The 24,851-nt window shown below is 63.2% G+C and carries 21 protein-coding genes; 8 read left to right on the top strand and 13 right to left on the bottom strand.

Going from position 1 to position 24,851, the window contains the following annotated elements; genetic code table 11:
- Positions 1-16 precede the first annotated feature (16 nt).
- The gene (locus FJ418_RS28625; protein ID WP_140871438.1) at positions 17-934 is read left to right on the top strand and encodes a pseudouridine-5'-phosphate glycosidase; all 918 of its coding nucleotides are present in this window, start codon (positions 17-19) and stop codon (positions 932-934) included.
- Between the two features lie 261 nt (positions 935-1,195).
- Here FJ418_RS28625 and FJ418_RS28620 read toward each other — a convergent pair whose 3' ends face one another.
- Positions 1,196-1,519, bottom strand: a complete 324-nt coding sequence (locus FJ418_RS28620; protein ID WP_140871435.1) for a TfoX/Sxy family protein — start codon at positions 1,517-1,519, stop codon at positions 1,196-1,198.
- Between the two features lie 89 nt (positions 1,520-1,608).
- On the opposite strand from FJ418_RS28620, the gene FJ418_RS28615 reads away from it, so the two are divergent.
- Both FJ418_RS28615 and FJ418_RS28610 read left to right on the top strand, forming a co-directional pair.
- The gene (locus FJ418_RS28615; protein WP_140647785.1) at positions 1,609-2,106 is read left to right on the top strand and encodes a GFA family protein; all 498 of its coding nucleotides are present in this window, start codon (positions 1,609-1,611) and stop codon (positions 2,104-2,106) included.
- A gap of 15 nt (positions 2,107-2,121) precedes the next feature.
- Positions 2,122-2,580, top strand: a complete 459-nt coding sequence (locus FJ418_RS28610) for a RidA family protein (RefSeq protein ID WP_140856994.1) — start codon at positions 2,122-2,124, stop codon at positions 2,578-2,580.
- Between the two features lie 22 nt (positions 2,581-2,602).
- Here FJ418_RS28610 and sufA read toward each other — a convergent pair whose 3' ends face one another.
- From sufA to FJ418_RS28570, 8 genes are all read right to left on the bottom strand, one after another.
- Positions 2,603-2,983 carry a Fe-S cluster assembly scaffold SufA gene (sufA, locus tag FJ418_RS28605; protein ID WP_140647787.1) on the bottom strand — a complete coding sequence of 127 codons (381 nt, stop codon included), beginning with the start codon at positions 2,981-2,983 and terminating at the stop codon, positions 2,603-2,605.
- An 88-nt stretch (positions 2,984-3,071) separates the two neighbouring features.
- Positions 3,072-3,464 carry an SUF system Fe-S cluster assembly protein gene (locus FJ418_RS28600; RefSeq protein WP_140647788.1) on the bottom strand — a complete coding sequence of 131 codons (393 nt, stop codon included), beginning with the start codon at positions 3,462-3,464 and terminating at the stop codon, positions 3,072-3,074.
- Between the two features lie 5 nt (positions 3,465-3,469).
- Positions 3,470-4,711, bottom strand: coding sequence for a cysteine desulfurase (locus FJ418_RS28595; RefSeq protein ID WP_140871432.1), 1,242 nt, complete (start codon positions 4,709-4,711; stop codon positions 3,470-3,472).
- 85 nt (positions 4,712-4,796) lie between these two features.
- Entirely contained in the window at positions 4,797-6,068 is a 1,272-nt protein-coding gene (sufD, locus tag FJ418_RS28590; RefSeq protein ID WP_140783291.1) for a Fe-S cluster assembly protein SufD, read from the bottom strand.
- A 22-nt stretch (positions 6,069-6,090) separates the two neighbouring features.
- Positions 6,091-6,846 (bottom strand): Fe-S cluster assembly ATPase SufC, encoded by a 756-nt coding sequence (gene sufC, locus FJ418_RS28585; protein ID WP_140871429.1) that lies wholly within the window; start codon positions 6,844-6,846, stop codon positions 6,091-6,093.
- Positions 6,847-6,879: 33 nt separating this feature from the next.
- Positions 6,880-7,119, bottom strand: coding sequence for a hypothetical protein (locus FJ418_RS28580; RefSeq protein ID WP_140647792.1), 240 nt, complete (start codon positions 7,117-7,119; stop codon positions 6,880-6,882).
- The gene (sufB, locus tag FJ418_RS28575) at positions 7,116-8,639 is read right to left on the bottom strand and encodes a Fe-S cluster assembly protein SufB (RefSeq protein ID WP_140647793.1); all 1,524 of its coding nucleotides are present in this window, start codon (positions 8,637-8,639) and stop codon (positions 7,116-7,118) included. The genes FJ418_RS28580 and sufB overlap by 4 nt, the downstream gene beginning before the upstream one ends.
- A 239-nt stretch (positions 8,640-8,878) precedes the next feature.
- Positions 8,879-10,039 (bottom strand): cysteine desulfurase family protein, encoded by a 1,161-nt coding sequence (locus tag FJ418_RS28570; protein WP_140871426.1) that lies wholly within the window; start codon positions 10,037-10,039, stop codon positions 8,879-8,881.
- Between the two features lie 267 nt (positions 10,040-10,306).
- Here FJ418_RS28570 and FJ418_RS28565 point away from each other — a divergent pair, with 267 nt between their 5' ends.
- Entirely contained in the window at positions 10,307-10,981 is a 675-nt protein-coding gene (locus FJ418_RS28565; protein ID WP_140647795.1) for an alpha/beta hydrolase, read from the top strand.
- A gap of 26 nt (positions 10,982-11,007) precedes the next feature.
- On the opposite strand, the gene FJ418_RS28560 is transcribed toward FJ418_RS28565, so the two are convergent.
- On the bottom strand, positions 11,008-11,877 hold the full coding sequence (locus tag FJ418_RS28560) for a phosphatase PAP2 family protein (RefSeq protein WP_181167128.1): 870 nt from the start codon (positions 11,875-11,877) through the stop codon (positions 11,008-11,010).
- 47 nt (positions 11,878-11,924) lie between these two features.
- Complete coding sequence (locus FJ418_RS28555; protein ID WP_140871423.1) at positions 11,925-13,568, bottom strand: glycosyltransferase family 39 protein; 1,644 nt, start codon at positions 13,566-13,568, stop codon at positions 11,925-11,927.
- 222 nt (positions 13,569-13,790) lie between these two features.
- Between FJ418_RS28555 and tyrS the strand changes: the two genes are divergently transcribed.
- Positions 13,791-15,044 (top strand): tyrosine--tRNA ligase, encoded by a 1,254-nt coding sequence (gene tyrS, locus FJ418_RS28550; RefSeq protein ID WP_140871421.1) that lies wholly within the window; start codon positions 13,791-13,793, stop codon positions 15,042-15,044.
- Positions 15,045-15,070: 26 nt separating this feature from the next.
- On the opposite strand, the gene FJ418_RS28545 is transcribed toward tyrS, so the two are convergent.
- Positions 15,071-17,764 carry an AAA family ATPase gene (locus tag FJ418_RS28545; protein WP_140871418.1) on the bottom strand — a complete coding sequence of 898 codons (2,694 nt, stop codon included), beginning with the start codon at positions 17,762-17,764 and terminating at the stop codon, positions 15,071-15,073.
- Between the two features lie 180 nt (positions 17,765-17,944).
- Here FJ418_RS28545 and FJ418_RS28540 point away from each other — a divergent pair, with 180 nt between their 5' ends.
- Positions 17,945-19,381 (top strand): aminotransferase class V-fold PLP-dependent enzyme, encoded by a 1,437-nt coding sequence (locus tag FJ418_RS28540; protein ID WP_140871415.1) that lies wholly within the window; start codon positions 17,945-17,947, stop codon positions 19,379-19,381.
- A 79-nt stretch (positions 19,382-19,460) separates the two neighbouring features.
- Here the strand turns inward: FJ418_RS28540 and FJ418_RS28535 are convergent, their stop codons facing one another.
- Entirely contained in the window at positions 19,461-22,862 is a 3,402-nt protein-coding gene (locus tag FJ418_RS28535; RefSeq protein ID WP_140871412.1) for a DUF3971 domain-containing protein, read from the bottom strand.
- A gap of 95 nt (positions 22,863-22,957) precedes the next feature.
- Between FJ418_RS28535 and FJ418_RS28530 the strand changes: the two genes are divergently transcribed.
- On the top strand, positions 22,958-23,425 hold the full coding sequence (locus FJ418_RS28530; protein WP_140647802.1) for a peroxiredoxin: 468 nt from the start codon (positions 22,958-22,960) through the stop codon (positions 23,423-23,425).
- 140 nt (positions 23,426-23,565) lie between these two features.
- The gene (locus tag FJ418_RS28525; RefSeq protein WP_140871409.1) at positions 23,566-24,846 is read left to right on the top strand and encodes a M23 family metallopeptidase; all 1,281 of its coding nucleotides are present in this window, start codon (positions 23,566-23,568) and stop codon (positions 24,844-24,846) included.
- The last annotated feature ends 5 nt before the right edge of the window (positions 24,847-24,851 follow it).

Genomic DNA, 24,851 nt, shown 5'->3' with positions numbered 1-24,851 from the left:
CTGATCGGAGACAGCCGTGACACCCGACACCGCCCGCCCCTTCGTCGACATCCACCCGCCCGTGGCGGAGGCGCTTGCCGCCGGCCGGCCAGTGGTGGCGCTGGAAAGCACCATCATCACCCACGGCATGCCCTACCCCGACAATGGCGCGATGGCCGCCAAGGTCGAACAGATCATCATCGATGGCGGCGCGGTGCCGGCGACGATCGCCGTGGTCGACGGCCGCATCAAGATCGGCCTGTCCGACGGCGAGCGCGAATCGCTTGCCATGACCGGTGACGCCATGAAGCTGTCGCGCGCCGATATCGGCTTCGCCGTCGCTCAAAAGCGTACCGGCGGCACCACCGTTGCGGCCACCATGATCGCCGCGCACATGGCCGGCATAAAGGTCTTCGCCACCGGCGGCATAGGCGGCGTCCACAAAGGCGCGGAAAAGAGCTTCGACATCTCGGCCGATCTCGACGAGCTGGCGCGCACGCCGGTTGTCGTCGTCTCTGCCGGCGCCAAGGCGATCCTCGATATCGAAAAGACACTGGAAGTGCTGGAGACGCGCGGCGTGCCGGTGATCGGCCATGGCTGCGAGACGATGCCCGCCTTCTGGTCCAGGCAGTCGCCCTTCCGCGCGCCGCTGACGCTCAATGCGCCGCAGGACATTGCGCATTTCTATCGCACGCGGCAGGCGCTGGGCCTCGGCGGCGGCATCCTCATCGCCAATCCGGTGCCGCGGAACGACGAGATCCCGGCCGACGAAATGGCCGGCTATATCGAAGCCGCGCAGAAGGCCGCCGAAGCCCAGAACGTCACCGGCAAGGCGGTGACGCCCTTCCTTTTGTCGAAGATCCTGGAGCTGACCGGCGGCCGCAGCCTGAAGACCAACATCGCGCTGGTAGAGAACAATGCTCGGCTGGCGGCGGAGATTGCCAAGGCGTTGTAGGCGCGAAACGCTCAGCTACCGGCAGCGATAGCCAAAAGCGAACGCCGCGTTCCGTCACACCCCCCTCTGGCCTGCCGGCCATCTCCCCCGCAAGGGGGGAGATTAGCAGCTTGGCCGCCGGCATTCTTCTTGCAACGTCGGCGATTGGCGAAAGTCGTGGCGAGGGTCAATCTCCCCCCTTGCGGGGGAGATGTCCGGCAGGACAGAGAGGGGTGCTGTCCCTCGGCATCTCCAAAAAGCCGTCACAACGCCCCTCGAAAATTATCTCTCCGTCCGCCTACCCGCCTCATAAGCGCGCCGCGCCCATACCGCCATTTCGTCGGGGTCGTCGAAAGCCTCGTCGGGAATGCTCCAGTATGGCATCGCCACCTCCTTGCCGTGCCGCGAGCCTGTATAGGTCCATTGCTTGCAGCCGGCGGCTTCGAAGTCGGGGATGCTCTCCTCGTCGGCCTTGAGCAGCAATTCGCCGCGCACGACGAGCGCGACGATGACGCCGTCGCGATAGATGCCCTTGCCCCCGAACAGTTTTCTGATGCTGATCGGTCCCAGGCTTTCGAACAATTCTTCAAGGCGCGCGTTGTCCATGCCGCGATCATCTCATCCGGCATGGGCCTTGTCATCGCCGCAACCAAAAGCATGCTGACAGGTTGAGATCGGAAAACGGAGATCCCGCCATGCCCGTCCTGCTCAAAGGTTCCTGCCGCTGCGGCGCCGTCCGCTTCGAGGTGGAAAGCCACACCCCGGTGCCGTTCATGCTCTGCTACTGCTCGATCTGCCGCAAGCAGCAGGGCGGCGGCGGTTTCGCCATCAATCTCGGCGCCGACTGCGAGACGCTTGATATCAGGGGCAAGCGCAATCTCGGTGTCTACCGCGCCGAGATCGAGGACGACGAGCATCCGCATTGCGAGGTCTCGACCGGCGAACGCAATTTCTGCAGGAAATGCGGCGCAGCGCTGTGGCTCTACGACCCGACCTGGCCGGACCTCGTGCATCCCTTCGCCTCGGCGATCGACAGCGACCTGCCGACGCCGCCGGAAAAGGTGCATCTGATGCTGAAATACAAGGCGAACTGGGTCGAGCCGGTGGTCGGGAAAAAGGACAAGGTGTTCGACGTCTATCCCGAGGAATCGATCGCCGACTGGCACAAACGGACGGGGATGTGGGTGGATTAGCGACAGGAGGCCGAAATGAACCTCACGACGCACAAGAAATTCAAAGGCGATCGTTTGATGCCTTGGGGCAAGGGCACGGTCGTCTCGGACGCGAAGGGATATGTTTTTCTGTCCGGCAACACCGCCACCATCGACGATTACGATCCGTCGAAACACCAAGGGGGCGCCGTTGGCGACGCGGCAACGCAGTGGCGCGAGATCCTCGCGAACATCAAGTCGGATCTGGAGGAGCTTGGCAGCTCGCTCGACCATCTGGTCAAGGTGACGTTCTACGTCAAAGGACCTTTCCCGTCCGGCGGCGTTCTCAGCTCACCCAACTTTCGTCTGGACGTGCTGGACGAATTCTTCGCCGAACATTGCCCGAAGCACTGCAGCCACAACAACCCGCCGCCATCGGAGGTGATCGGCGTCGCCGCCCTGGCGCAGCCGGATCTTGTTGTCGAGCTCGTCGTCATTGCGGCGCTGCCGGACTGAGCGGAAGCGCCGGCGGGCTTGGTCAGGCCGAGGCGCGTGCCTCGGCAAGCGCCTTGAGGTCGGCAGGCTTCAGCTCGACGGATTCGCCGCAGCCGCAGGCCGAGCTCTGGTTCGGATTCCTGAAGGTGAAGCCGGTGCGCAACGTCGTCTGCTCGAAATCCATCTCGGTGCCAAACAGGAACAACGCCGCTTCCGGCGCGACATAGACATGCGCGCCGTCGCGTTCGATATGGTCGTCCTTGGGGTTCGGCTCGGTGACCAGGTCGACCGTGTATTCCATGCCGGCGCAGCCGCCCTTCTTGATGCCGAGCCGGATGCCATGCGCACCTTCGCGCGTGGCGACGATCTCGCGCACCCGGTCGGCGGCCTTTTCGGTCATCGTGATGACGGCGAAGCGTCCCATATCATTCTCCACGTTCGCGCGGGTTCAAGGCCCGCGGAATGAGTCTGCCCTTAAGATGGTGAAGTTTCACCTAGCGTGCAAGTCAAGCTCAATACCACCCGACCGCGACCTGCGCCTCTTCCGACATGCGGTCGGGCGTCCATGGCGGGTCGAACGTCATGTTGACCTCGACGCCGGAGACGCCTTCGACGGCGCCGACGGCGTTCTCGACCCAGCCAGGCATCTCGCCGGCCACCGGGCAGCCCGGAGCGGTCAACGTCATGTCGATCTTGACCGAGCGGTCGTCCTCGATGTCGATCTTGTAGACCAGGCCGAGCTCATAGATGTCGGCCGGGATTTCTGGGTCGTAGACCGTCTTCAGCGCCGAGACGATGTCGTCGGTCAGCCGCGCCAGCTCATCGGCGGGGATCGCCGACGCCGAAACGATGCCGTTCGCGGCCGTTTCCGGCGCTTTTTCTGCGGTGGTGCTCACGTCGTCCATCATCGTCACGCGAAGAACTTTCGCGCCTTTTCAAGCGCCTCGGCCAAGGCGTCCACTTCGGCCCTGGTATTATACATGCCGAACGATGCCCTGCATGTGGAGGTTACGCCGAAGCGTTTCAACAGAGGCTGGGCGCAATGCGTGCCGGCACGGACGGCGACGCCTTGCCGGTCGATCACCATCGACACGTCATGCGCATGGATGCCCTGCAATTCGAACGAGATGATGGCGCCTTTGCCAGGCGCGTCGCCGAAGATGCGCAGCGAGTTGATCGCGCGCAGCCGCTCATGCGCGTAAGTCTTGAGGTCCGCCTCGTGCGCGGCGATGCGCTCGCGGCCAACCTTCTCCATGTAATCGAGCGCCGCGCCCAGACCGATCGCCTGCACGATCGGTGGGGTGCCGGCCTCGAAGCGATGCGGCGGCTCGTTATAGGTGACGATGTCCTCCGTCACTTCCTCGATCATCTCGCCGCCGCCCATGAAGGGGCGCATCTCTTCCAGCCTGTCCTTCTTGCCGTAGAGCACGCCGATTCCGGAAGGGCCGTAGACCTTGTGTCCGGTGAAGACGAAGAAATCGCAGTCGAGATCCTGCACGTCGATCGGCATGTGGACGGCGCTCTGGCTGCCGTCGACGAGGACCGGAATTCCACGCGCATGCGCGACGCGCACGATCTCCTTGATCGGCGTCACCGTGCCCAGCGCATTCGACATCTGGGTGATGGCGACGAGCTTGGTACGGTCGGTCAGCCGTCTTTCGAATTCCTCGATATGGAAGGCGCCGAGATCGTCGACCGGCACCCAGATCAGCTTGGCGCCCTGCCGCTCGCGGATGAAATGCCACGGCACGATGTTGGAGTGGTGCTCCATGATCGAAAGCACGATCTCGTCACCCTCGCCAATCCGGGGCATGCCCCAGCCATAGGCGACCGTGTTGATCGCCGAGGTGGTGTTGGAGGTGAAGACGATGTTGTCGGTGCTCGGCGCATTGAGAAACCGCTGCACCGACTTGCGCGCATTCTCATAGGCATCGGTCGCGGCATTGGAGAGGAAATGCAGACCGCGATGGACGTTGGCGTATTCCTGGGAATAGGCGTGCTGGATGGTGTCGAGCACCACCTGCGGCTTCTGCGCCGAGGCGCCATTGTCGAGATAGACCAGCGGCTTGCCGTAGACCTGGCGCGACAGGATCGGGAAATCGCGGCGGATCGCCTCGACGTCATATGGGGTGGTTTCGATCTTCTGGTCCATTTCGAAGTCCTTGTCGGCCGAAGCCGCGATCCTTCCGACCGAGCTTCGCTCGGCCACCTTCTCCCACAAGGGGAGAAGGTAGGCGCTACCCGTGCGTCAAAAACCAGCCGTCGAGCCGCGCTTCCAGCGCTTCGACCAGCGCCTCGTCGTCCAGTTCCTCGATCACTTCGGCCACGAATGCCTTCACCAGAAGGCCCCGCGCCGACTTCTCGTCGATGCCGCGAGCCATCAGGTAGAACAGGTGGTTGTGGTCGATCTCGGTGACCGTCGCGCCATGGCCGCAGACGACGTCGTCGGCGAAGATCTCCAGCTCCGGCTTGGTCGAGAACTCGCCGTCGTCCGACAGAAGCAGCGTGTTGCAGGCCATCTTGGCGTTGGTCTTCTGCGCGTATTGATGCACATTGATGCGGCCCTGGAAGACGCCGCGCGCCTTGCCGGTCACGACATTGCGGATCACTTCCGTCGAGGTCGTGTGCGGCACGGCGTGGTCGAGCACCATGGTGGTGTCGGTATGGGTGTCGCCGGCCAGAAGGTTGATGCCGCGCAATTTGAAGTCCGCGCCTTCGCCCGTCGTCCTGACCACGATCTCCTGGCGAACGAGCTTGCCGCCGGCGTTCATCACGAACAGCGTCAGCTTGGCGTCCTTGCCGATATGCGCCTTGAACTGGGCGAGATGCGTGGCCGTATCGGGCTGCTCCTGCACGATCAACCAGGTCACTTCCGCGCCGTCGCCGACCACGAGCTGGCTGACCGAAGAGACGAGCGCCTCGTCGCCCTCGCCCGTCTGGCGCTCGACGACAATCGCCTTGGCGCCGGCGCCGACACGCGCCAAGAGCCGCACATGCGACTGCCCGCCGGCCTGCAGGTTCTGCAATTCGACCGGCTTTTCCAGTTCCACACCGTCGGCGATATCGACGAATAAGCCGTCGGCGACGAAGGCGGTGTTGAGCGCACCGATGGCGTCGTCGCTGCCGTAGGGGTCCAGTCCTGGAGCCACGCTGCCGTCGGTCAGTTTCTCCGACAGGCGCTGCACCGCGACGCCTTCGATCTCCTGCAGCTTCGACTGCGAGACGCCGTTCAGCACCGGCAGCACCGCCGAGCCTTCAAGGATCGGCGCCAGCGCCTTGACGACGGCGTCGGTCTCGAACGCCGGCACCGAAGTGAGCAGCCGGCGCAGGTCCGTATAATGCCAGGATTCGACGCGGCGCGTCGGCAGACCGTGCTTGATCGCCTCGATCGCGTCGTCGCGCTTGACCATCACCGCGCCGTCGCCGGGCAGCAGCGATAGCCGTTCGCCGAAGGCGTCGATCAGCGCCGTCTCGGCCAAGGTCCGCTGGGGCTGTGCATGCATGTTCATGGCTCTTGCCTCGACTGCCATCTCACGCCGCTTCGCCGATCACGCCGGCATAGCCGTTGGCCTCGAGATCGAGCGCCAGCGACTTGTCGCCCGACTTGATGACCTGGCCCTTGTAGAGCACGTGCACGGAGTCCGGCACGATGTGCTCGAGCAGGCGCTGGTAGTGGGTGATGACGACGATGGCGCGCTCCGGCGAACGCAGCGCGTTGACGCCGTCCGAGACGATCTTCAGCGCGTCGATGTCGAGACCGGAATCGGTCTCGTCGAGCACGCAGAGCTTCGGTTCCAGCAGCTTCATCTGCAGGATCTCGGCGCGCTTCTTCTCGCCGCCCGAGAAGCCGACATTGAGCGGCCGCTTCAGCATGTTCATATCCATGCTGAGCGAGGCCGCCGCCTCCTTCACGCGCTTCAGGAATTCCGGCACCTTCAGCGGCTCCTCGCCGCGCGCCTTGCGCTGCTCGTTCATCGCGACCTTCAGGAATTCCATGGTGGCGACGCCCGGTATCTCCATCGGATACTGGAAGGCGAGGAAGATGCCGGCGGTGGCGCGCTCGGCCGGATCCATTTCGAGGATCGACTGGCCGTTATAGAGGATGTCGCCTTCGGTGACCTCGTAGTCCTCGCGGCCGGCGAGGATGTAGGACAGCGTCGATTTGCCCGAGCCGTTCGGGCCCATGATGGCGGCGACCTCGCCGGCTTTCACCGAGAGATTAAGACCGCGGATGATCTCGGTGCCATCGTCGACGATGCGGGCGTGAAGGTTCTTGATCTCAAGCATTTTCGTTCCGTTCCAAAATTTGTCCGTTCAAATTCAATGCCAACGCCAGCGCCAGTCGCCGTCCGTCTTGGCCTTGATGAGCGGGATTGTCGCGCCCGTCAGGGCAACGACAATGAGAATGATCAGCCAAGCCGGGACTCCGAGATCGATCAAACCTATCGATAGCGCGACAGCGATCAGGATCCAGGCGACCACGAAAGCCCAGCCCTTCCAGTTGTCGGGCGTCGCGCCATAGCCGAGGCGCTTCGGCCTGAACCATTTCTCTGCGCTCATCCGACACTGCCTTCGAGGCTGATGCCGATCAGCTTCTGCGCCTCGACGGCAAACTCCATCGGCAGCTGCTGGATGACGTCCTTGACGAAGCCGTTGACGATCAGCGCGATCGCCTCTTCTTCGGGGATGCCGCGCTGCATGACGTAGAACTTCTGGTCCTCGGAGATTTTCGACGTCGTCGCCTCGTGCTCGAACTGCGCCGTCGAATTCTTGGCTTCCATGTAAGGCACGGTGTGCGCGCCGCACTGGTCGCCGATCAGGAGCGAATCGCAATTGGTGAAATTGCGCGCATTGGCCGCCTTGCGGTGCGCCGAGACCTGGCCGCGATAGGTGTTCTGCGAGAAGCCGGCGGCGATGCCCTTGGAGATGATGCGGCTCGACGTGTTCTTGCCGAGATGGATCATCTTGGTGCCGCTATCGACCTGCTGATAACCGTTCGACACCGCGATCGAATAGAACTCGCCGGAGGAATCGTCGCCGCGCAGGATGCAGCTCGGATATTTCCAGGTGATCGCCGAACCGGTCTCGACCTGCGTCCACGAGATCTTCGAACGGTCGCCGCGGCAGTCGCCGCGCTTGGTGACGAAATTGTAGATGCCGCCCTTGCCCTCGGCGTCGCCGGGGTACCAGTTCTGCACAGTCGAATATTTGATCTCGGCATCGTCGAGCGCGATCAGCTCGACCACCGCCGCATGCAGCTGGTTCTCGTCGCGCTGCGGCGCCGTGCAGCCCTCGAGATACGAGACATAAGCCCCCTCCTCGGCGATGATCAGCGTGCGCTCGAACTGGCCTGTGTTCTTCTCGTTGATGCGGAAATAGGTCGACAGCTCCATCGGGCAGCGCACGCCCTTGGGCACGAAGACGAACGAGCCGTCGGTGAATACCGCCGAATTCAGCGTCGCGTAGAAATTGTCCGAGGTCGGCACGACCGAACCCAGATACTTCTTGACCAGTTCCGGATGCTCGCGGATCGCTTCCGAGATCGAGCAGAAGATGACGCCGGCCTGCGCCAGCTCCTTCTTGAAGGTGGTGACAACCGAAACGGAATCGAACACGGCATCGACCGCGACGCGGCCGGACTTGTAGACGTTGTCGCCAACCTCGTCTTCTTCCGCGTCGACAGCTGCGGTCTTCTGCACGCCGGCCAGGATCTCCTGCTCCTTGAGCGGGATGCCGAGCTTCTCGTAGACCTTGAGCAATTCGGGATCGACCTCGCTCAGCGACTTCGGTCCCGGCGTGCTCTTCGGCGCGGCATAGTAGTGGATGTCCTGGAAATCGATCTTCGGATAGTGGACGCGCGCCCAAGTCGGCTCTTCCAGCGTCAGCCAGCGGCGATACGCCCCCAGACGCCATTCGAGCATCCAGTCCGGCTCATCCTTCTTGGCCGAGATGAAGCGAATGATGTCTTCGCTCAGGCCCTTGGGGGCCTTGTCCATCTCGATCTCTGTCTGGAATCCGTATTTATACTGGTCGACGTCGATCTTTCGAACCCGATCGATCGTCTCCTGCACAGCAGGCATAAGCGTTCTCCATCCACGCCGGGGTCAAGGCCCGGCAGTTTTCAAACTATGGCACCGCCGAAATCGCGTCCCAGGGAGGGACTCGCAGCGGAGTAAGTTCCATATAGTGCGTATCGGCCGGAAATTCACCCGGCCAGGACAAAACGCACGGCTCTACCAGGCCCTAAAGCCTGAATTCGTTTTCGAGCAGCGGAAATCAGGGAACCGCAAGCTGGTTCCCGCTCCGATGCTTAGCCGCGTCAGGCGGCTTCTTCCTTGCCCGCGCGGCGGGCGACGATGCCGGCCAGTGCCGCCCGAAACGCCGCGATATCCTCGGCGCCGGTGGCCCGACCGATCGAGACCCGCAGCGCGCCCAGGCTGTCGCCATGGCACATCGCCTTGAGCACATGGCTTGGCCCGACCTTTCCCGACGAGCAGGCTGAACCCGCAGACAGCGCGACGCCGGCGAGATCGAAAGCGATCTGCGCCGTTTCGGCCTTGACGCCGGGAATAGCGAAGAATGTCGTGTTGGCAAGCCTGGGAGCGCCATTTCCGAAGATTTCCGCGTCCGGCGCGAGGTCGCGCACGATCGCCTCGATCTCGTCGCGCCGGCTCGCGATGGCGTCCATGTCGGCGAGACTGGCCAGCGCGACACGCGCCGCGGCGCCGAAACCGGCTATCCCGGCGACGTTTTCCGTGCCGCCGCGGTGGCTCTTCTCCTGGCCGCCGCCATTGATCAGCGGGCGCGGCATCATCAGGTCGGATGCGGCCACGATCGCGCCGACGCCCTTCGGGCCGCCGATCTTGTGCGAGGACAGGATCAGATAATCGGCATAAGGAATTGACATATCGAGCGGAATCCGCCCGGCGGCCTGCACGGCGTCGACAACCAGCACCCCGCCCGCGGCCTTGACGATCTCGCCGATGCGTCCGACCGGCTGGACGACGCCGGTCTCGTTGTTGGCGGCGTGGATCGCCACCAGCGGCAGGCCGGCGGCCTTGTCATGCGCGACAAGCGCGGCAGAAAGCGCCTCGAGATCGGCAATGCCGTTCCGGTCGACGCCGATCTTCGTCACCTGCGCAGGCGCAAACCGCCCGCCATTCAGAACGCAGGGATGGTCGGCCGCAGAGACATAGAGGTGGCTCATGCGCACCGAGCCGCGCCCCATCTGCCAGTCGGGCCCAAGCAGCGTCGAGGCCGCTTCGGTGGCGCCGGAGGTGAAGACGACATGCTCTGGCCTGGCGCCGACCAGCCGCGCCACGTCGCGGCGCGCGTCCTCGACAAGCCGCCGCGCCACACGGCCTTCGGTGTGGACGGATGACGGGTTGGCGGCATCGAGCGCGGCGACCATCGCCGCCCGCGCTTCCGCAATGAGCGGCGCGCTGGCGTTGTAGTCGAGATAGGCGCGGGTTGCGGCCATTTTCGCTCAGTTCGTCCTTTCGCCAACTATCCCACGAGGATAGCGCGTTATTTCCTTGAAATTGCAAGGCAAGCCGTCCTATTTACCCGGCTTGCGGCGCGGGCGGCCGAACCATCGGGTTTCGGCCTCCCAGTTTTGAACAATTCTAAACTAGCTTCTAGGAAGACGCTTGCCCGGCGTCAAGGCCACAGAAGGTGTGGGACCCCGGGAGAGTTGGGGCCAGAAGAGTTCCGGGCTAGCGCATTCATATGCCACGTGGAGTATTTTATGCCTGAGGTCATTTTCGCCGGTCCGGCCGGTCGCCTGGAGGGACGCTATCAGCCCTCGAAGGAAAAGAGCGCCCCGATCGCCATCGTGCTTCACCCCCACCCGCAATTCGGCGGCACGATGAACAACAAGATCGTCTACGACCTCTTCTACATGTTCCAGAAGCGCGATTTCACCACGCTGCGCTTCAATTTCCGCGGCATCGGCCGCAGCCAGGGCGAGTTCGACCATGGCACCGGCGAATTGTCGGACGCCGCCGCCGCGCTCGACTGGGTGCAGTCGCTGCATCCGGATTCCAAGAGCTGCTGGGTCGCTGGCTATTCCTTCGGGTCGTGGATCGGCATGCAGCTTTTGATGCGCCGGCCGGAGATCGAAGGTTTCATCTCGGTCGCGCCGCAGCCCAACACTTATGATTTCTCGTTCCTGGCGCCCTGCCCGTCGTCCGGCCTTATCATCCATGGCGATGCCGACAAGGTGGCGCCGCCGAAGGACGTGCAGGGGCTGGTCGACAAGCTGCACACCCAGAAGGGCATCACCATCACGCAGAAGACGATTCCTGGCGCCAACCACTTCTTCGCCAACGATTCCGAACTGCTCATCCACGAATGTGCCGACTATCTCGACCGACGACTGGCGGGCGAGCTGGCCGATCCGAGGCCGAAGCGCCTGCGCTAGGCACGCTGGCTGCCCAATCCGGGCGCCTAATGGGTCTGCGTTTGGTCGACGCTTATCTGGCCGTCCTCAGCCGGGCCGGCCATCGAAACCCTGCCTCTTGGCGCGTTGGACGGCTTCAGCCGGAATGTCCGCTTGCGCACGGGCAGCTTCGAGCTCGTCTGGCCGAAGATGAAGCCGAGCCGGGCGAACACCAGCCCCGAGACCACCGCAAACGCCAGCCCGAGGCCGAAACCCGCAACCGTGTCGCTTGGATAGTGCGCGCCGACGAAGACGCGTGTCGAGGCGATGCAGGCCGTGACCGCCAGCGCGACAGTCCAACGCCGCGGGAACAGCAGCAACAGGATACCGAACACCGCGCCCATCGTCGTGGCATGGCCGGACGGAAAGCCGGCAAAGCGCGCGTCCATAACGAAAGGATGCAGCGACAGCACGCCGAAGCTGTCGAAGTAAAGCGGCCGGGCCCGGCCGATGCTGTATTTCAGCACGTTGACGGCAAGGCCGGACAGGCCGACCGCGCAAAGCACCAGGAAGGCGAAACACGTCCAGTTATAGACAAGCATCCGCCCGTCCCTGGACAGGCGACGCCAGTCCGTCAGGTTGGCGGCGACGAGGCAGAGCGCTGCCGGAATGAGATACCAGCCGCCCAGGCCGAATTGCGTGAAGAAATCGGTGAAGCGCGCGAAGCCGGGCGACCATTCGCCGCGCATCTCGCCGGCGCTGGCGTCAAGGCGCAGGAAAGCCGCCACGATGAGCAGCAGCCAGGCCAGCAGCCAGACACCCCACAAAATTCGAGGATAACGCGCCGGGCGCACGGCAAAGCGCCGCCTCACGATCGACATCGTGTCGCGGAAATTGCCGAGCGAGCGGCGGTAAAGGGCAAGGGGCGCGGCGGACATGGCTTTAGCGCGTGCTCATAGGGACATTCGATATCCGACGCTATTGTTCACGGCGCCACCCGATAAAGCCCCAGCGACAGTCTGTCTCCTGACGAATAGTTGATGCCGACGATCTCGGTCAGCCGCTTCGCCGACTTGCCCTGGGCGGTCAGCACATCGGCAAGCTTCTGCTCGTCCTTGATCGGCGCCAGCCCAAGCGCGCAGGACGGATCGGCCAGCAGATGCCGCGCCACGCCCTCGACGTCGGTGAGCACGGTCTTGGTGCCGACCAGGAAGACCAGGCTCGGCTCCTGGAACTTCGCCGAGGCAAGCACGGTGGTGTCGCAAAGGCGGTTGGCGTCGACGGCGGCCTTGACGGCGGGGCTGAGCCAGATCGGCTTCAGCGACGGCGCGATGACGCCGAACAGTAGGCTGAAGGTGATGCCGGCGCCGACCGCGATCGCGGCGATGCGGCCAAGTGGCACCTGCAATTGCCGCGGGAAGGCAAGATAGCCGGTGACCAGAGCGGCGATCGCCGCCGGAATGCTCCACCAGGAAAAGGTCTTGGCCAGATAGAGCGGCGCGCCGACGCAGACCACGGCCAAACCGATCGCGACAACGGCAAGGCCGAAGGCGGTCGCCCACCAAAGCCATGTCTGCCAGCGCTTGAGCGGCGCGTTGGCCTGGTCCGCCGGCAAGGTGAGCAGCCAGCCGATCAAAAGCGCCATGCCTGGATAGGCCGGCATCACATAATGCGGCAGCTTGGTCGGGATCGCCTCGAACACCAGCCAGAACGGAATGTACCAGGCGAGGCAGAAGCGCAGGCGCGGATCGTCCCAAAAACGGTTGATGGCCTGCAGCCCGGCGCCGACCGCGATCAGCCCGAAGGGCCACATGAACAGCGAATAGGTCAGCATGTAGAAGCCGGGCGGCAGGCCGTGCGATTCCTCGCCTTGCGCCACCTTGTTCAACATGTCCTTGCCGACCGCTTCCTGGAAGAAGGCACCGCCGCTCTTCCAGCTGATGAGGACGATCCATGGCAGCACGATCACGAGCACGATCAGGACGCCGCGCACCAGCTTCATCTTGAGCAGCCAGCGCCAGTCGCGGTCGAAGGCAATAAGCGCCGCGGCCGTGAGCAGGGACAAGAGCGGCGAGACAGGTCCCTTGATGAGGATGCCGAGCCCCTGCGCAATCCAGAAGATCCAGGGCAGATGCCCGTGTACCGGCTCGTTGCGCTTTGCCGCCCAATAGACCTGTGCCAGCGCGCCTTGCGCCGCCACGCAGCATGCGAGCAGCATCGCGTCGGTCTTGGCGTCGCGCCCCTCGAAGGCGGTGGCGAAGATCGCCGCCATCATCAGGCCGGCGGCCAGTCCGGCATTGGCGCCGAAGAGTTTTGTCCCGGTCCAGCCGACGCCGACGACGGCCAGCGCGATGCCCAGCATCGAGACCAGGCGATAGACCCAGATCGGCGCCGCGGCCCCCTCGCCGCTCAACGCGACCGCCGCCGATTGCAGCCAGTAGATGCCGATCGGCTTTTTGTAGCGCGTGACATCCTGCAGGCGGATGTCGACATAGTCGCCCGTCTCGACCATCTGCTTCGTCGCCTGGACGAAGCGGGATTCATCGCGGTCCACCGGCGGCAGGCTGGCCAGCCCACTGACGGTCATGACGATGCTGAACAGAAAGAGGAAGAGGTAGTTCCTGTTCATCGCGGGAGCTTTTCCGATCTGAAACTGCGGGATGGCCCCGTCGCGGCGCGCTTGTTTTGCGCGGCGCTTCATTACGCCAGCAAAAAGGGTGAAGCAAGGACGGCGCCGCCGCGCTGATCGGACGCAAAACCGGATTCCACTTTTGCTGTCCGCGGTTGGATGCTAAACGCGCGCCTTCATATCAAGCATGGCCAAGCGCCCGGCGATCTCCAGGAAGAAAAAATGTCCGTCTTCAAATCCGATTTCCTGCGCATCATGAGCGAGCGCGGCTTCATCCACCAGATTTCGGATGAATCCGCCCTCGACCAGCTTTTCGCCAAGGAAACGGTGAGCGCCTATATCGGCTTCGATGCCACCGCCAAAAGCCTGCATGCCGGGTCGCTGATCCAGATCATGATGCTGCACTGGCTGCAGCAGACTGGCCATCGGCCGATCGCGCTGATGGGCGGCGGCACCTCGATGATCGGCGACCCGTCCTTCAAGGACGAGGCGCGCAAGCTTTTGACCCCGCAGGACATCGATGACAACCTCGTCGGCATCCGCCGCAATTTCGCGCCTTACCTGAAGTTCGGCAACGGCCCGGGCGACGCGGTCATGGTCAACAATGCCGACTGGCTGATGCAGATCAACTACGTCAACTTCCTGCGCGATGTCGGCCGGCATTTTTCCGTCAACCGCATGCTCGCCTTCGATAGCGTGAAGCTGAGGCTCGACCGCGAGCAGTCGCTGTCCTTCCTCGAATTCAACTACATGATCCTGCAGGCCTACGACTTCGTCGAACTCTACAAGCGCGTCGGCTGCCGGCTGCAGATGGGCGGCTCGGACCAGTGGGGCAACATCGTCAACGGCATCGATCTCGGCCACCGCATGGAGGGTGTGCAGCTCTTCGCCATGACCACCCCGCTGCTCACCACCTCGTCCGGCGCCAAGATGGGCAAGTCGGCTTCCGGCGCGATCTGGCTCGATGGCGACATGCTGAGCCCCTACGAGTTCTGGCAGTACTGGCGCAACACCGAGGACGCCGATGTCGGGCGCTTCCTGAAGCTCTACACCACGCTGCCCCTGGACGAGGTGGCGCGGCTGGCGAAGCTCGGCGGCTCGGAGATCAACGAAGCGAAGAAAATCCTCGCCACCGAGATCACCGCCATGCTGCACGGCCGCGAAGCCGCCGAGACCGCGAGCGAGACCGCGCGCAAGACCTTCGAGGAAGGCGCGCTCGCCGACACGCTGCCCAGCGTCGAGGTAGCCAAATCGGACCTCGAAGCCGGGATTGGCATCCTGGCGCTGTTCGTGAGCGCCGGGCTGGCCGGCTCGAACGGCGAAGCGCGCCGGCATATCCAGGGCGGCGCCGTGCGCGTCAACGACCAGCCGCTGACCGACGACCGGCACGTCGTCACGCTTCAGGATCTCGGTCCGGAAGGTGTCGTGAAGCTTTCGCTCGGCAAGAAGAAGCACGTGCTGGTGCGGCCGGTCTGACCAGGGCCCATCATCGGGGAAAGCCATTATGCGGTGCGCATCCTGTTACGGACCAGCTCCGTGAACGGCCTTGCCCCAAGGGCTTCGAAGATCGTCAGCGCCTCACGTTGTGCCGATCCGTCGCCCCCAAGCAGCGCGAGAGCACGCTCGAATGGGAGGCCTATGTCACTCCACATGTCTGCCGCGCGACGCCAATTGCCAGCAAAGTACGCGCAATAAGCAGGAGCCATGTCTGAAGCGTCGGCGATTTTCTTGCCGAAAATCATTTGTTGCCAGAAGAACAGCTCGCCATGGATGGCACGGCTCGGCATCATTGCCTCCGCACGCTCAAGGAAATACAGAGCCTCTCCGGCGTCTACTTGTCCTAGCCAGGCACGCTCCGCCTGCAAGATGGCGTAGGGCGCGAAACGTTGCAGTTCCAGCCCCTTGTCCAGGTGTTGGCGAAGCCGCGCTATCAACGGAACGCTCGAGGAGTCACCACGCCGCGTCCATACCCGAGCCAATGCTACCATTGCGGGGTGGCGGACGAAGGGGGTGGCATTTTCGCTGTTAACCACCGGCAACGCCAATTCTGCTGCCTCGTCCCATTGCCCCTGGCGCACAAGCAACTCAGCCAACCAGCCCCGCATGTAGTTGACCCAGGTGTCTAGTTCGCGTTCGAGGCAATATTCGATACCTCTATCCAAAAACGTCCTTGCTTCAGGAAGGCGAAGCAAGTCGATATCGACGCAAGCGCGATTTATAAATGCCCGTGCCGCTTCTTCCGGCAAGTCTTGGTCGAGTGCAATTTCAAGGCTGTGATCGAGTTCCTGCCGAGCTCCGTCGGCATTTACCCATCTTTCAACCGTTCCAATGTTGTTGAGCGCGTGGCACGCGATATCAGGGCGGCCTAATCTTTCCGCAAGCGAGATCGCCTCCTCGCCGTGCCGTAGCGTATCGTCAACCCGATCAGCCAACATCGAAAGTTGCGAAAGATTGGACAGAGCCATGGCCAATTCAGACCCTGGGGGCCGGGTGCTGAGCAGAGCAATGGCTTTCGCGCCGTGTTCCTCAGCTGCTTCGCGCTCGCCAAGAAGATAACTGTATCTTGAAAGCCAACGAAGACTGTCCCCCTCTTTCAACACGTCCATTTTTGCCTGATGAAGGCTGCGGGCCTTCTGGCATGCTTCGATAGCATCGTTAATCCGACCAACCAGATGGCACTCGAAGGCATATTTGTCATAAATTTCAGCGCGCTGCTCTGGGTTGAATGCATCAGCTTGCTGCAACGCTGTTTGGTAATGTCCCACCGCCTCGTGATGCGCGCCCAGCCGAGCGGCCTGCTCGGCGGCCCGTGGCGCAAACTCGCGCGTTGCTTTGAGGTCATGCGCCTCGACAGCATGGTGCACCAGGCGCGCCATCGAAGCGTTCCCTATCGCTTTTAAAGCTGTAAGCACTCTGAAATTGAGGCCACGCTTAACTGGCGGTGGCAAGGCAAGTTCAATCGCTCGACGCGCAATGTCATGTCTGAATGGATAGTCTTCGCCGATCTGCAACAGAATCCCGGCAGCAACACATTCAACAAGCAAACCGAGAGTGCCAGGTCCGCAGATTTCCTCCATGATCTCAACATCGGCACTGCGTGGAAAAACCGAGACCACGTCGAGTAGGGTCCGTGCTTTGGGCGACAGATGCTCGGCTCGTGCTAAGACGGCATCCGAAACGCTCGGCGGAAGAGTTTGACTGGGCCCGGCGCGAAGCAATTCCGTCACGAAAAAGGCGTTGCCACCGGTAGCGAGGTAGATGGACTGCCCGTTCTGTCCCAGTTTGTTGGCAAGCGCAGCTACTCCCGCTTCGGTCAGCAGCGGCACGTCAATGCGCACGACATTGTTCACCGGGATGTCGCTCAAGGCGCGACGAAGACGTCTCTGTCCTTCACTATCATCATTGCGAACCGTCAGCAGCAGCAGAGCTCCGGTACTACGAATTCGGCGTCCGAAAAATCGTATGAAGTCGAGCGTCGCATCATCTGCCCAATGAACATCTTCAACGACCAGCAAAGTTGGTTGCGGACCAGTGTCGAAGACCTCCAACGCTCTTGAAAAGATGACCAATCGTTGGCCCGTGCCAGAAGGGATCGTCCAACCAGCCTCGCGTGCGAGATCATGCAGCGGACCAAGAGGATCGGGAACGGACAGATTTTCGCAAGAACTACGCAGGATCCGGGTATGGCTTGCAACGCTGGCCGCAAATGCCTCCACAAGGGAGGTCTTTCCCGCTCCGGACTCGCCCAGCAACGCAATCACGCGTCCACGCTTCTGTGCTGCGTCTGATAGTAGTCGGTGGAGTTGATCCAATTGTGTTTGGCGTTCCGCCAGCGGCAGCTCACCTTCTGTGAGTTCCCGTCTGCGACCGATCTCGACGTGCAGCACTTCCTCCGTGAACAGATAGCCCCGGCGCGGCACCGTCCTGATCAGCTTTTGCTCCTTGTCGCCAAGGCTGCGCCTTATGTCGGAAATGCATTGGGTCAGCGAGTCTTCTGTGACAGTGACGTCGGGCCAGGCAGAATTCATCAACTCATTCTTGGGCACGACGCGCCCGGCGTTGCGGATCAGATAGCCTAGCAGCTCCATTGATTTCGGCCGCAACGCGACCTCGCCCTCCTCTCCGCGCAAGAGCCCGTTACCGAGATCTAGTGCAAACCCGGCGAAGCGGTAAATCGGCGAGTGCAAGTCGTTCACCTAGATGCTCATTATTCTCAGAACTGTTTCAGCGCTTTTTCAGGCTGCTTTCGGGACATGTCATTCGAACCGTCGCAATCTGGCACTCATTCGTTTGTCGAAGCAATCGGGATCGATGAAAGTAATCCGCGAGGGCCAAACCTCCTTTTGGGTCTCCAGCTCGTCGAAAGGGCCCAGGTCATGAGCGCCGCGCTAGAACTTGCTTGCCAGGCGGCAGGTGAATGGATCAGGGGGTTGGATACCCGGCCAGTTGGAGCCACGGCGGCCCTGCCGGAGCTCCGGCGATCTTTTGGCGGTCCCTTGCCTGCGCATGGCCTAAGCGCGGAGGAAGTCGTGCGGACACTGGCAAGGGACGCCGCCCCCGGAATGCACGGCAATGCGGGCGGACGTTTTTTTGCCTGGGTGTTTGGCGGTGGACTGGAATCCGCGCTGGCGGCAGACTGGCTCGTCGCCACATGGGACCAGAACGCCGCGCTTTATTCCGCCAGTCCTGCTTCAGCAGTGATCGAAGAGATCGCCGGAGAATGGATCAAGGAGTTGCTCGACCTACCACGTGACGCTTCTTTCGCGTTCACCAGCGGTTGCCAGATGGCGCATGTCACGGGCCTTGCCGCGGCGCGGTTCGGGCTGCTTGAGCGCGCCGGCTGGAACGTCGAGGATGACGGACTGTTTGGTGCGCCCGCGATACGCGTGCTGACCAGCGACCAACGGCACGTCACCATAGACCGTGCGGTGCGCTTCCTGGGCATCGGCCGCAACGCCCTTGAAATGTTGCAAACCGATGAGGATGGGCGCGTCCCTGCTGCCGCACTCGACAGAGCGCTTTCGAGTGACTCCAGACCTACCGTCCTCGTGCTCAACGCCGCTGACCTGAACATCGGCGCATGCGATCCATTCAAGGAATTGATCCCGCTGGCACATTCCGCCAACGCGTGGGTTCACATCGATGGCGCCTTCGGCCTGTTCGCACGTGCAAGCCGCACATATCGCGATCGGCTCGACGGCGTGGAATTGGCGGACAGCTGGGCGACCGATGCTCATAAATGGCTGAACGTTCCGTTCGATTGCGGCATTGCCATAATCCGGGATCGCACGGCGCATCGCGCGGCGATGACATCGAGCGCGTCATACGTCGCGCCGACATCCACAGCGCGCGACCAGTCGGACTGGAACCCGGAATACTCCCGCCGCGCGCGCGGGATTCCCGTTTACGCCGCGCTGAGGGAACTCGGCCGCAGCGGCGTAGAGGCTCTGGTCGACCGCTGTTGCATGCATTGCGCCGACATCGTCGACGGGATTGGCGAACTGCCGGGTGCGCAGATACTTGCACGGCCCACACTTAATCAGGGCCTGGTCCGGTTCGGCCGACCGGGAGCGTCACCCGAGGAAAACGACGCTTTCACGGACGAGACAATTCGAAGGATCAACGAGACCGGCGAAGCCTTCTTCTCGAGTACAACCTGGCGCAACCGTCGCGCCATGCGGGTCAGCGTGGTTAACGCGCGCACCACCGAGTCGGACGTCAGGCGTGCGATTGCGGCCGCGACAAGCGTATTGCTGCGGAATTTTGACGAGAGCGTCGCGAATCGAGCGAGCAATCGCGACAGCAATGGCTAGCAAGGTTCATGGTCGTGAATTCGGCCCAGGCGAACGAGCCTCCGATCGATCTCGATGGCTGAGCCGGTTGAGTTTGGTCTCAACGATACTCGAAGATCGAGCGGAATATGCCTGGCGCCACAACCGATAGCGGATTGATGTTGAGCGTCGGCTTGTTTGCGTTGCCGCGCAGCCGATAGGTGACGCCGATCAGTCCGCGGTCGCGTCCGTTGCCGAGCAGCGGCCCGAACAACGGCAGCTCGCCGAAGATGCGATTGAGACCATAGACCGGCATGAAGGTCCCGGTCATGTCCATGTTGTTGTTCGGGTCGTAGAGCGTGCCCTGGAAGGTCGTGCCGATGCGCGGGCCGCGCAGCAGGCCGTTCGCCAGTTTCAGATAGCCGGAACCCTTGTCGATCTCGGCAAAGCCGCGCTCGAACTGCACCCTCGATGTATCGATGTTGCCTTTGACGGCTTCGTTCAGGCTGCGTGTATCGCCGGCCGGCGTTGTCGACACGATCGAAGCCAGCTTGGGCTCGTTGACCACATAGAAATTGCTGGCATCCACCTGCCCCTTCATCGGCCCGTCGCCGGCGCCCGAGAGCGACAGCGTGATCGCGCCGCCTTCCATATGCTCGTAAACGTTGAGGAAACGCAGGATCGCGCCGGCATCGGCCGACTTGACCCGAAGCGAGCGGCCGCCCTCGCTGGTGGTGTTGTTGATCGCGATCGCGGCGCCGGAGCTTGCCGCGGCCGTGACGTTGAGCCCGTTCACGCGCGATCCGGCGGCGCTGTATTCGAGCTTGAGGTTGGAGAGCACTTCGTCATGGAAACCGGCCAGCGATGCCACATCGGCGCTCACCGAGATCGCACCGTTGCCGGCGCCCTTCGTGGCGGTATCGACATCCGAGGTGAACTGCTTGATCAGCGAGCGGGCGTCGAGCGACGCGCCGCTGACATCGACAGCGTAGCTCTTGCCGGAACGCTTGACCGAAACGGCAACGTCGTCGCCTCTGTTCAACGCGACTTTGCTGAAGCGGGCCGCGGACAGCGAGCCGTTGACCAGCGTCACATTGCCATCGATCGAGAAGCTTTTTCCGCCGAGATCGAAATCCGTCAATGTGGTGGTGCTGCCGGACTTCGCCATGTCGAAAGCGACCTTGGCGGGAATGCCGGCGCCCTTGCTCCAGCCTGCCCAGGGAATGTCGAGCCTGGCGTTGGTCAGGTCCGCCGAAACCTGCTGGGCGCCCTCGCCGCTCTTGTCGATCGCCACCTTGATGGTTCCCGAAAGCAGGTCCGACAGGCCGGGCATGCTGGCATTGCGCGTCTTGTCGTCGAGGACCAGTGTAACCTTGCGTCTTCGCGCCGGCCCGTCGTCGGCAAGCGGCTCGATCAGATCGAGTTCGGCTGGAATACCGTTGAGCTTGGCCTCCGCGGAAATCACCGCCTGCTTTGGTCCGACGGTGATTGAGCCATCGGCGTCGGTCACCGTCTGGTCCTCGAACGGCTTGGCCAGCGACAGGTTTTGATAGTCGAGCGAAACCAGCCAATCGAGCGTCGAGGTGTCCATGCCCCTTGTCAGGGGAATGTCCGCCCTGACGTGGCCGGTGAGGGTGCCGGACAGGTCTTCCGGCGCCAGTCCGACATGGCGCATGGCATTGATCGGCTCGTAGGAGGCGAGCTCGGCGATCGCCGGCGCCTCACCCGCGACGTCGATGTCGAGCTTGCCGACCACAATCGGCAGGTTCGCGTTCTTGATCGTCAACGTGCCGCCGCTTGCCGCCACGGTGCGGCCGCTCGGCATATAGACGCTGCCCGAGGAAAGCGTGATGTCGACATCGTTGCCGTGGAACGCGACGACGCCGGCGGCGTCGCGGACCGGCGGGATGCGCCCGGCGGTATCGAAGCGCGATCCCTCGATCTGGAAACGGCCGAACACTTCGTCGCCGGTAAGCGGCACGCCGTTGCCCAGGCGCCCCGGCACGACCTGGAACTGCAGATTGGCGTCGGTCACCGTGCCGCCGAACAGATTCCCCAACACCCAAAGCCGCGCATTGCGGGCCGAGAACCACGGCCATAATTGCTTGACATGCGAGACCGGCATGTCGTGCACGTTGAGCGACAGCGATACGCCTGGCGGGCCGTTGTCGATGAAGGCGACAGTGGCCGCGCCCAGCACCTCGCCCGATCCGCCGGAGCGCACGCCGATCTGCTCGGCGACGAGCTTGCGGCTCTTGGGCTGGTAGACTCCGGCGATACGGGCCAGGAACTGAAGCGCCGGTTCCGGCGATTCCGAAGGCGCCAGCGTCGAACCGTCGCTGGTGAGGTCATAGCGGTAGGCGGGCTCCTCCCCCGCCACTGCCGGCTTCGGCCCGATCGATCCGGCGAGGTCGAAGCTGGAGCGGCCGCTCCTGATCCGCAGCCGGTCGACCGAGATCTTGTTCGAACCGGCCACCAGCGTGGCATCGGCATCGACATCGGTCGGCAACAGCCCGCGTTCGTCCAGGTCGAGCACCGAACCGTCGAGCGAGAGCGAAGCCGCCAGGCGCGATGGGCTGTCGCCCGACGCTTCCGAGCCGGAAAGCTTCAACGCGATCGAACCCAGTCTGGCGCCATCGGCCGCCGGGGCGACCTCGGTCGAACTGCCCTCGGCGGGGGCGCCTTCTATCTCGAGGTTGGCGTCCAGCGACGAAATGCGCCTTGCCGTCGCATCACGCGTCGCCGAGGCGGTCAAGGTCGCGCGCCGGCCATCGACAACGGCATCATAGGAGGCCTGCATGCTTCCCGTACCGGTCTGAGCGACGGTCGCCGAGGCGACGGTCATGCGCTTGACCGGTCCGGTGTCCGGCAGTTCGAACTCGACATTGCGCAGATCGATCTGGCGCATCGAGTCCTCACGCACGGCATCCAGCGCGTCATTGACGCCTGAAAACACCGCCGCCGACACTTTCTCCGGGTCGACAAGCCCGTCCTCGTTGCGCAGCGCCGCCGTCCAGTCGCCGCCGCCGGAGGGCATGGCGGCCACCACGATGCGGGCGTCGGAAAATCTGGCGCTGGTCAGCCTGACATCGCCGGAAAGCAGCGGCAGCAGGCGCATGCCGAAACGCACGCGCCCGATATCGGCCATCGGCTTGCCGTCGGCCGTCTTCAGGCTGACATCGTTCACCTGCAGGGCGACGAAGCTCGACCCATCGAGCGTCAGCCGCGCCGCGCCGACGGTGACGTGGACATCGACGCCGGCCAGCTTCTCGATGGCGGTCTCCGCCTCGGTCCGGAGGCGCTCCGTGCCGATACCGGAGGCGCCGAGGACATAGACGCCCGCCGCCGCCAGAAGCACGAGCGCGCAAAGTCCGGCAAACATCCGGCCGAGGGAGCGGAAACGCCGCCGCACCGCTGCCCGGCCGAGCGGCGGCACGCTGCACGCGGACGGAAGCCTAGCCAGGTCGGTGATCTCGTCACGCCTGAACCTGATCTTCTCGTGCTGCGGTTCTTCCTGATCCAAGCAATATTCCGTTGTGACGAACTCGTCGTGGACGAATCCCCGCTTCACGTTATATCGATGATTTCCCGCGCGTAACCGCAAACAAGGGCATCGATATGGCTGATCTCGACGTGGGCGACGCAGCGCCCCAATTCGATCTTCCGCGTGACGGCGGCGGCTCTTTCAGCCTCGCCGCGCTCCGGGGTAAGCCGGTTGTACTCTACTTCTATCCGCAGGACGACACCACAGGTTGCACCGCCGAGGCCATCAGCTTCTCGCAGTTGAAGCCGGAGTTCGAGAAGGCTGGCGCCGTGGTGATCGGGCTGTCGCCCGATAGCGTGAAGAAACACGACAAATTCAAGGCGAAGTACGATCTCACCGTCGATCTCATCGCCGACGAGGAGCGCAAAGTGATCGAGGCCTATCAGTTGTGGGTCGAGAAGACGATGTACGGGCGCAAATATATGGGTGTCGAGCGCGCCACCTTCCTGATCGGCAAGGATGGGCGGATCGCCCGCGTCTGGCGCAAGGTTCGCGTCAAAGGCCACGCCGAAGAGGTGCTTGAGGCCGCCCGCGCGCTCTGAGCCGCCGACACGTCTTATCACAACCTCGCACTCGCGATGCGGGCAAAGATTGCGCCGAGATCCCGGCCGGCAAAACTTTGTTAACCCTAATAATGTGTAATCAGGCTTGTCGTTGGTCCCGTAACGAAAGCTTGGTCCCCGTGAAACCAACCGGTCAGTCAGCTGTCTTCGGCAGGCGTAAGGAACCGCACACGGTCATCATCGCCCGGGGCAACGAGATAAGGCATTTCACCATCCGCCCCTGGCTCGCCGCCCTCATCGGCTCGGCCCTGGCGGCGATCGCCATCGGCTATTTGCTCGCGACTTCCTATCTGGTGCTGCGCGACGACCTGATCGGCGCCACGACGGCAAGACAGGCGCGCATGCAGCAGGCCTATGAGGACCGCATCTCGGCCCTTCGCGCCCAGGTCGACCGCATCACCAGCCGCCAGCTTCTCGATCAGCAGCTGATGGAGACCAAGGTCAGCGAGCTGCTGGCCAGGCAGACCCAGCTCAGCGAGCGGCACGGACGGCTTGGGCCGATCCTCGAGCGCGCCGAGAACGAGGTCGGCGACGTTCCCGCGACGAGCGCAGCGGCGCCTAAGCCAGACGCAAATCCAGAGGTCACCGGCAGCCTTTCGCAGGCGCCGACCTATTCCGTCGCATCCTTGAGCGCCGGCGACACCAGGCCCTTCTCGCTCTGGTCGACAAGGTCCGACCCGCTTGACGGCGAAACGGCCGCCGATCGCGCCGACAAGCTGTTCGTCTCGATCAATACGTCGCTGAAGGCCATCGAGAACCAGCAGCTTTCGCGCATCACCACGCTTGCCGACAACGCCTACAAGAATGCCGACGCCATCGCCCAGGCGCTGGAAGCGGCGGGCCTGCCGGTCGACAGCGAGTTCGGCAAGAGCGACGTCGGCGGCCCACTGGTTCCGATTGATCCCTCGATGGTTTTCGACAGCAAGGTCAAGGAACTGGACGAGGCACTCGATGCGCTCGACGGGGTCAAGAAGGAGGCGCGCAAGCTGCCGCTCGCCAACCCCGCTCCGGGCCATACAGTGACCAGCCCGTTCGGTGTGCGCACCGACCCGATCCTCGGCACCGCCGCCTTGCATACGGGAATGGATTTCAGGGCGCCGATCGGCATGCCGGCCAAGGTCACGGCCGCCGGCACCGTCACCAGGGCCGGCTGGGCCGGCGGCTACGGCCGCATGGTCGAGGTCGACCACGGCAACGGCTTTGCCACACGTTACGGGCATTTGAGCGAGATCGATGTGAGTGTCGGCCAGAAACTCGCCGCCGGGGAGGTCATCGGCAAGACCGGCAGCAGCGGCCGTTCGACCGGGCCGCACCTCCACTACGAAGTGCGTCACGACGGCGAGGCGGTCGACCCGCTGCGCTTCCTGACTGTCGGCAAGAAGGTCGCGCAGTACCTCTAACAGAT

Source organism: Mesorhizobium sp. B2-8-3 (genome assembly GCF_006440815.1).
Lineage (GTDB): Bacteria > Pseudomonadota > Alphaproteobacteria > Rhizobiales > Rhizobiaceae > Mesorhizobium.
The sequence above is the reverse complement of the archived record's forward strand: the minus strand, read 5'-3'. Positions and strand labels throughout refer to the sequence as shown.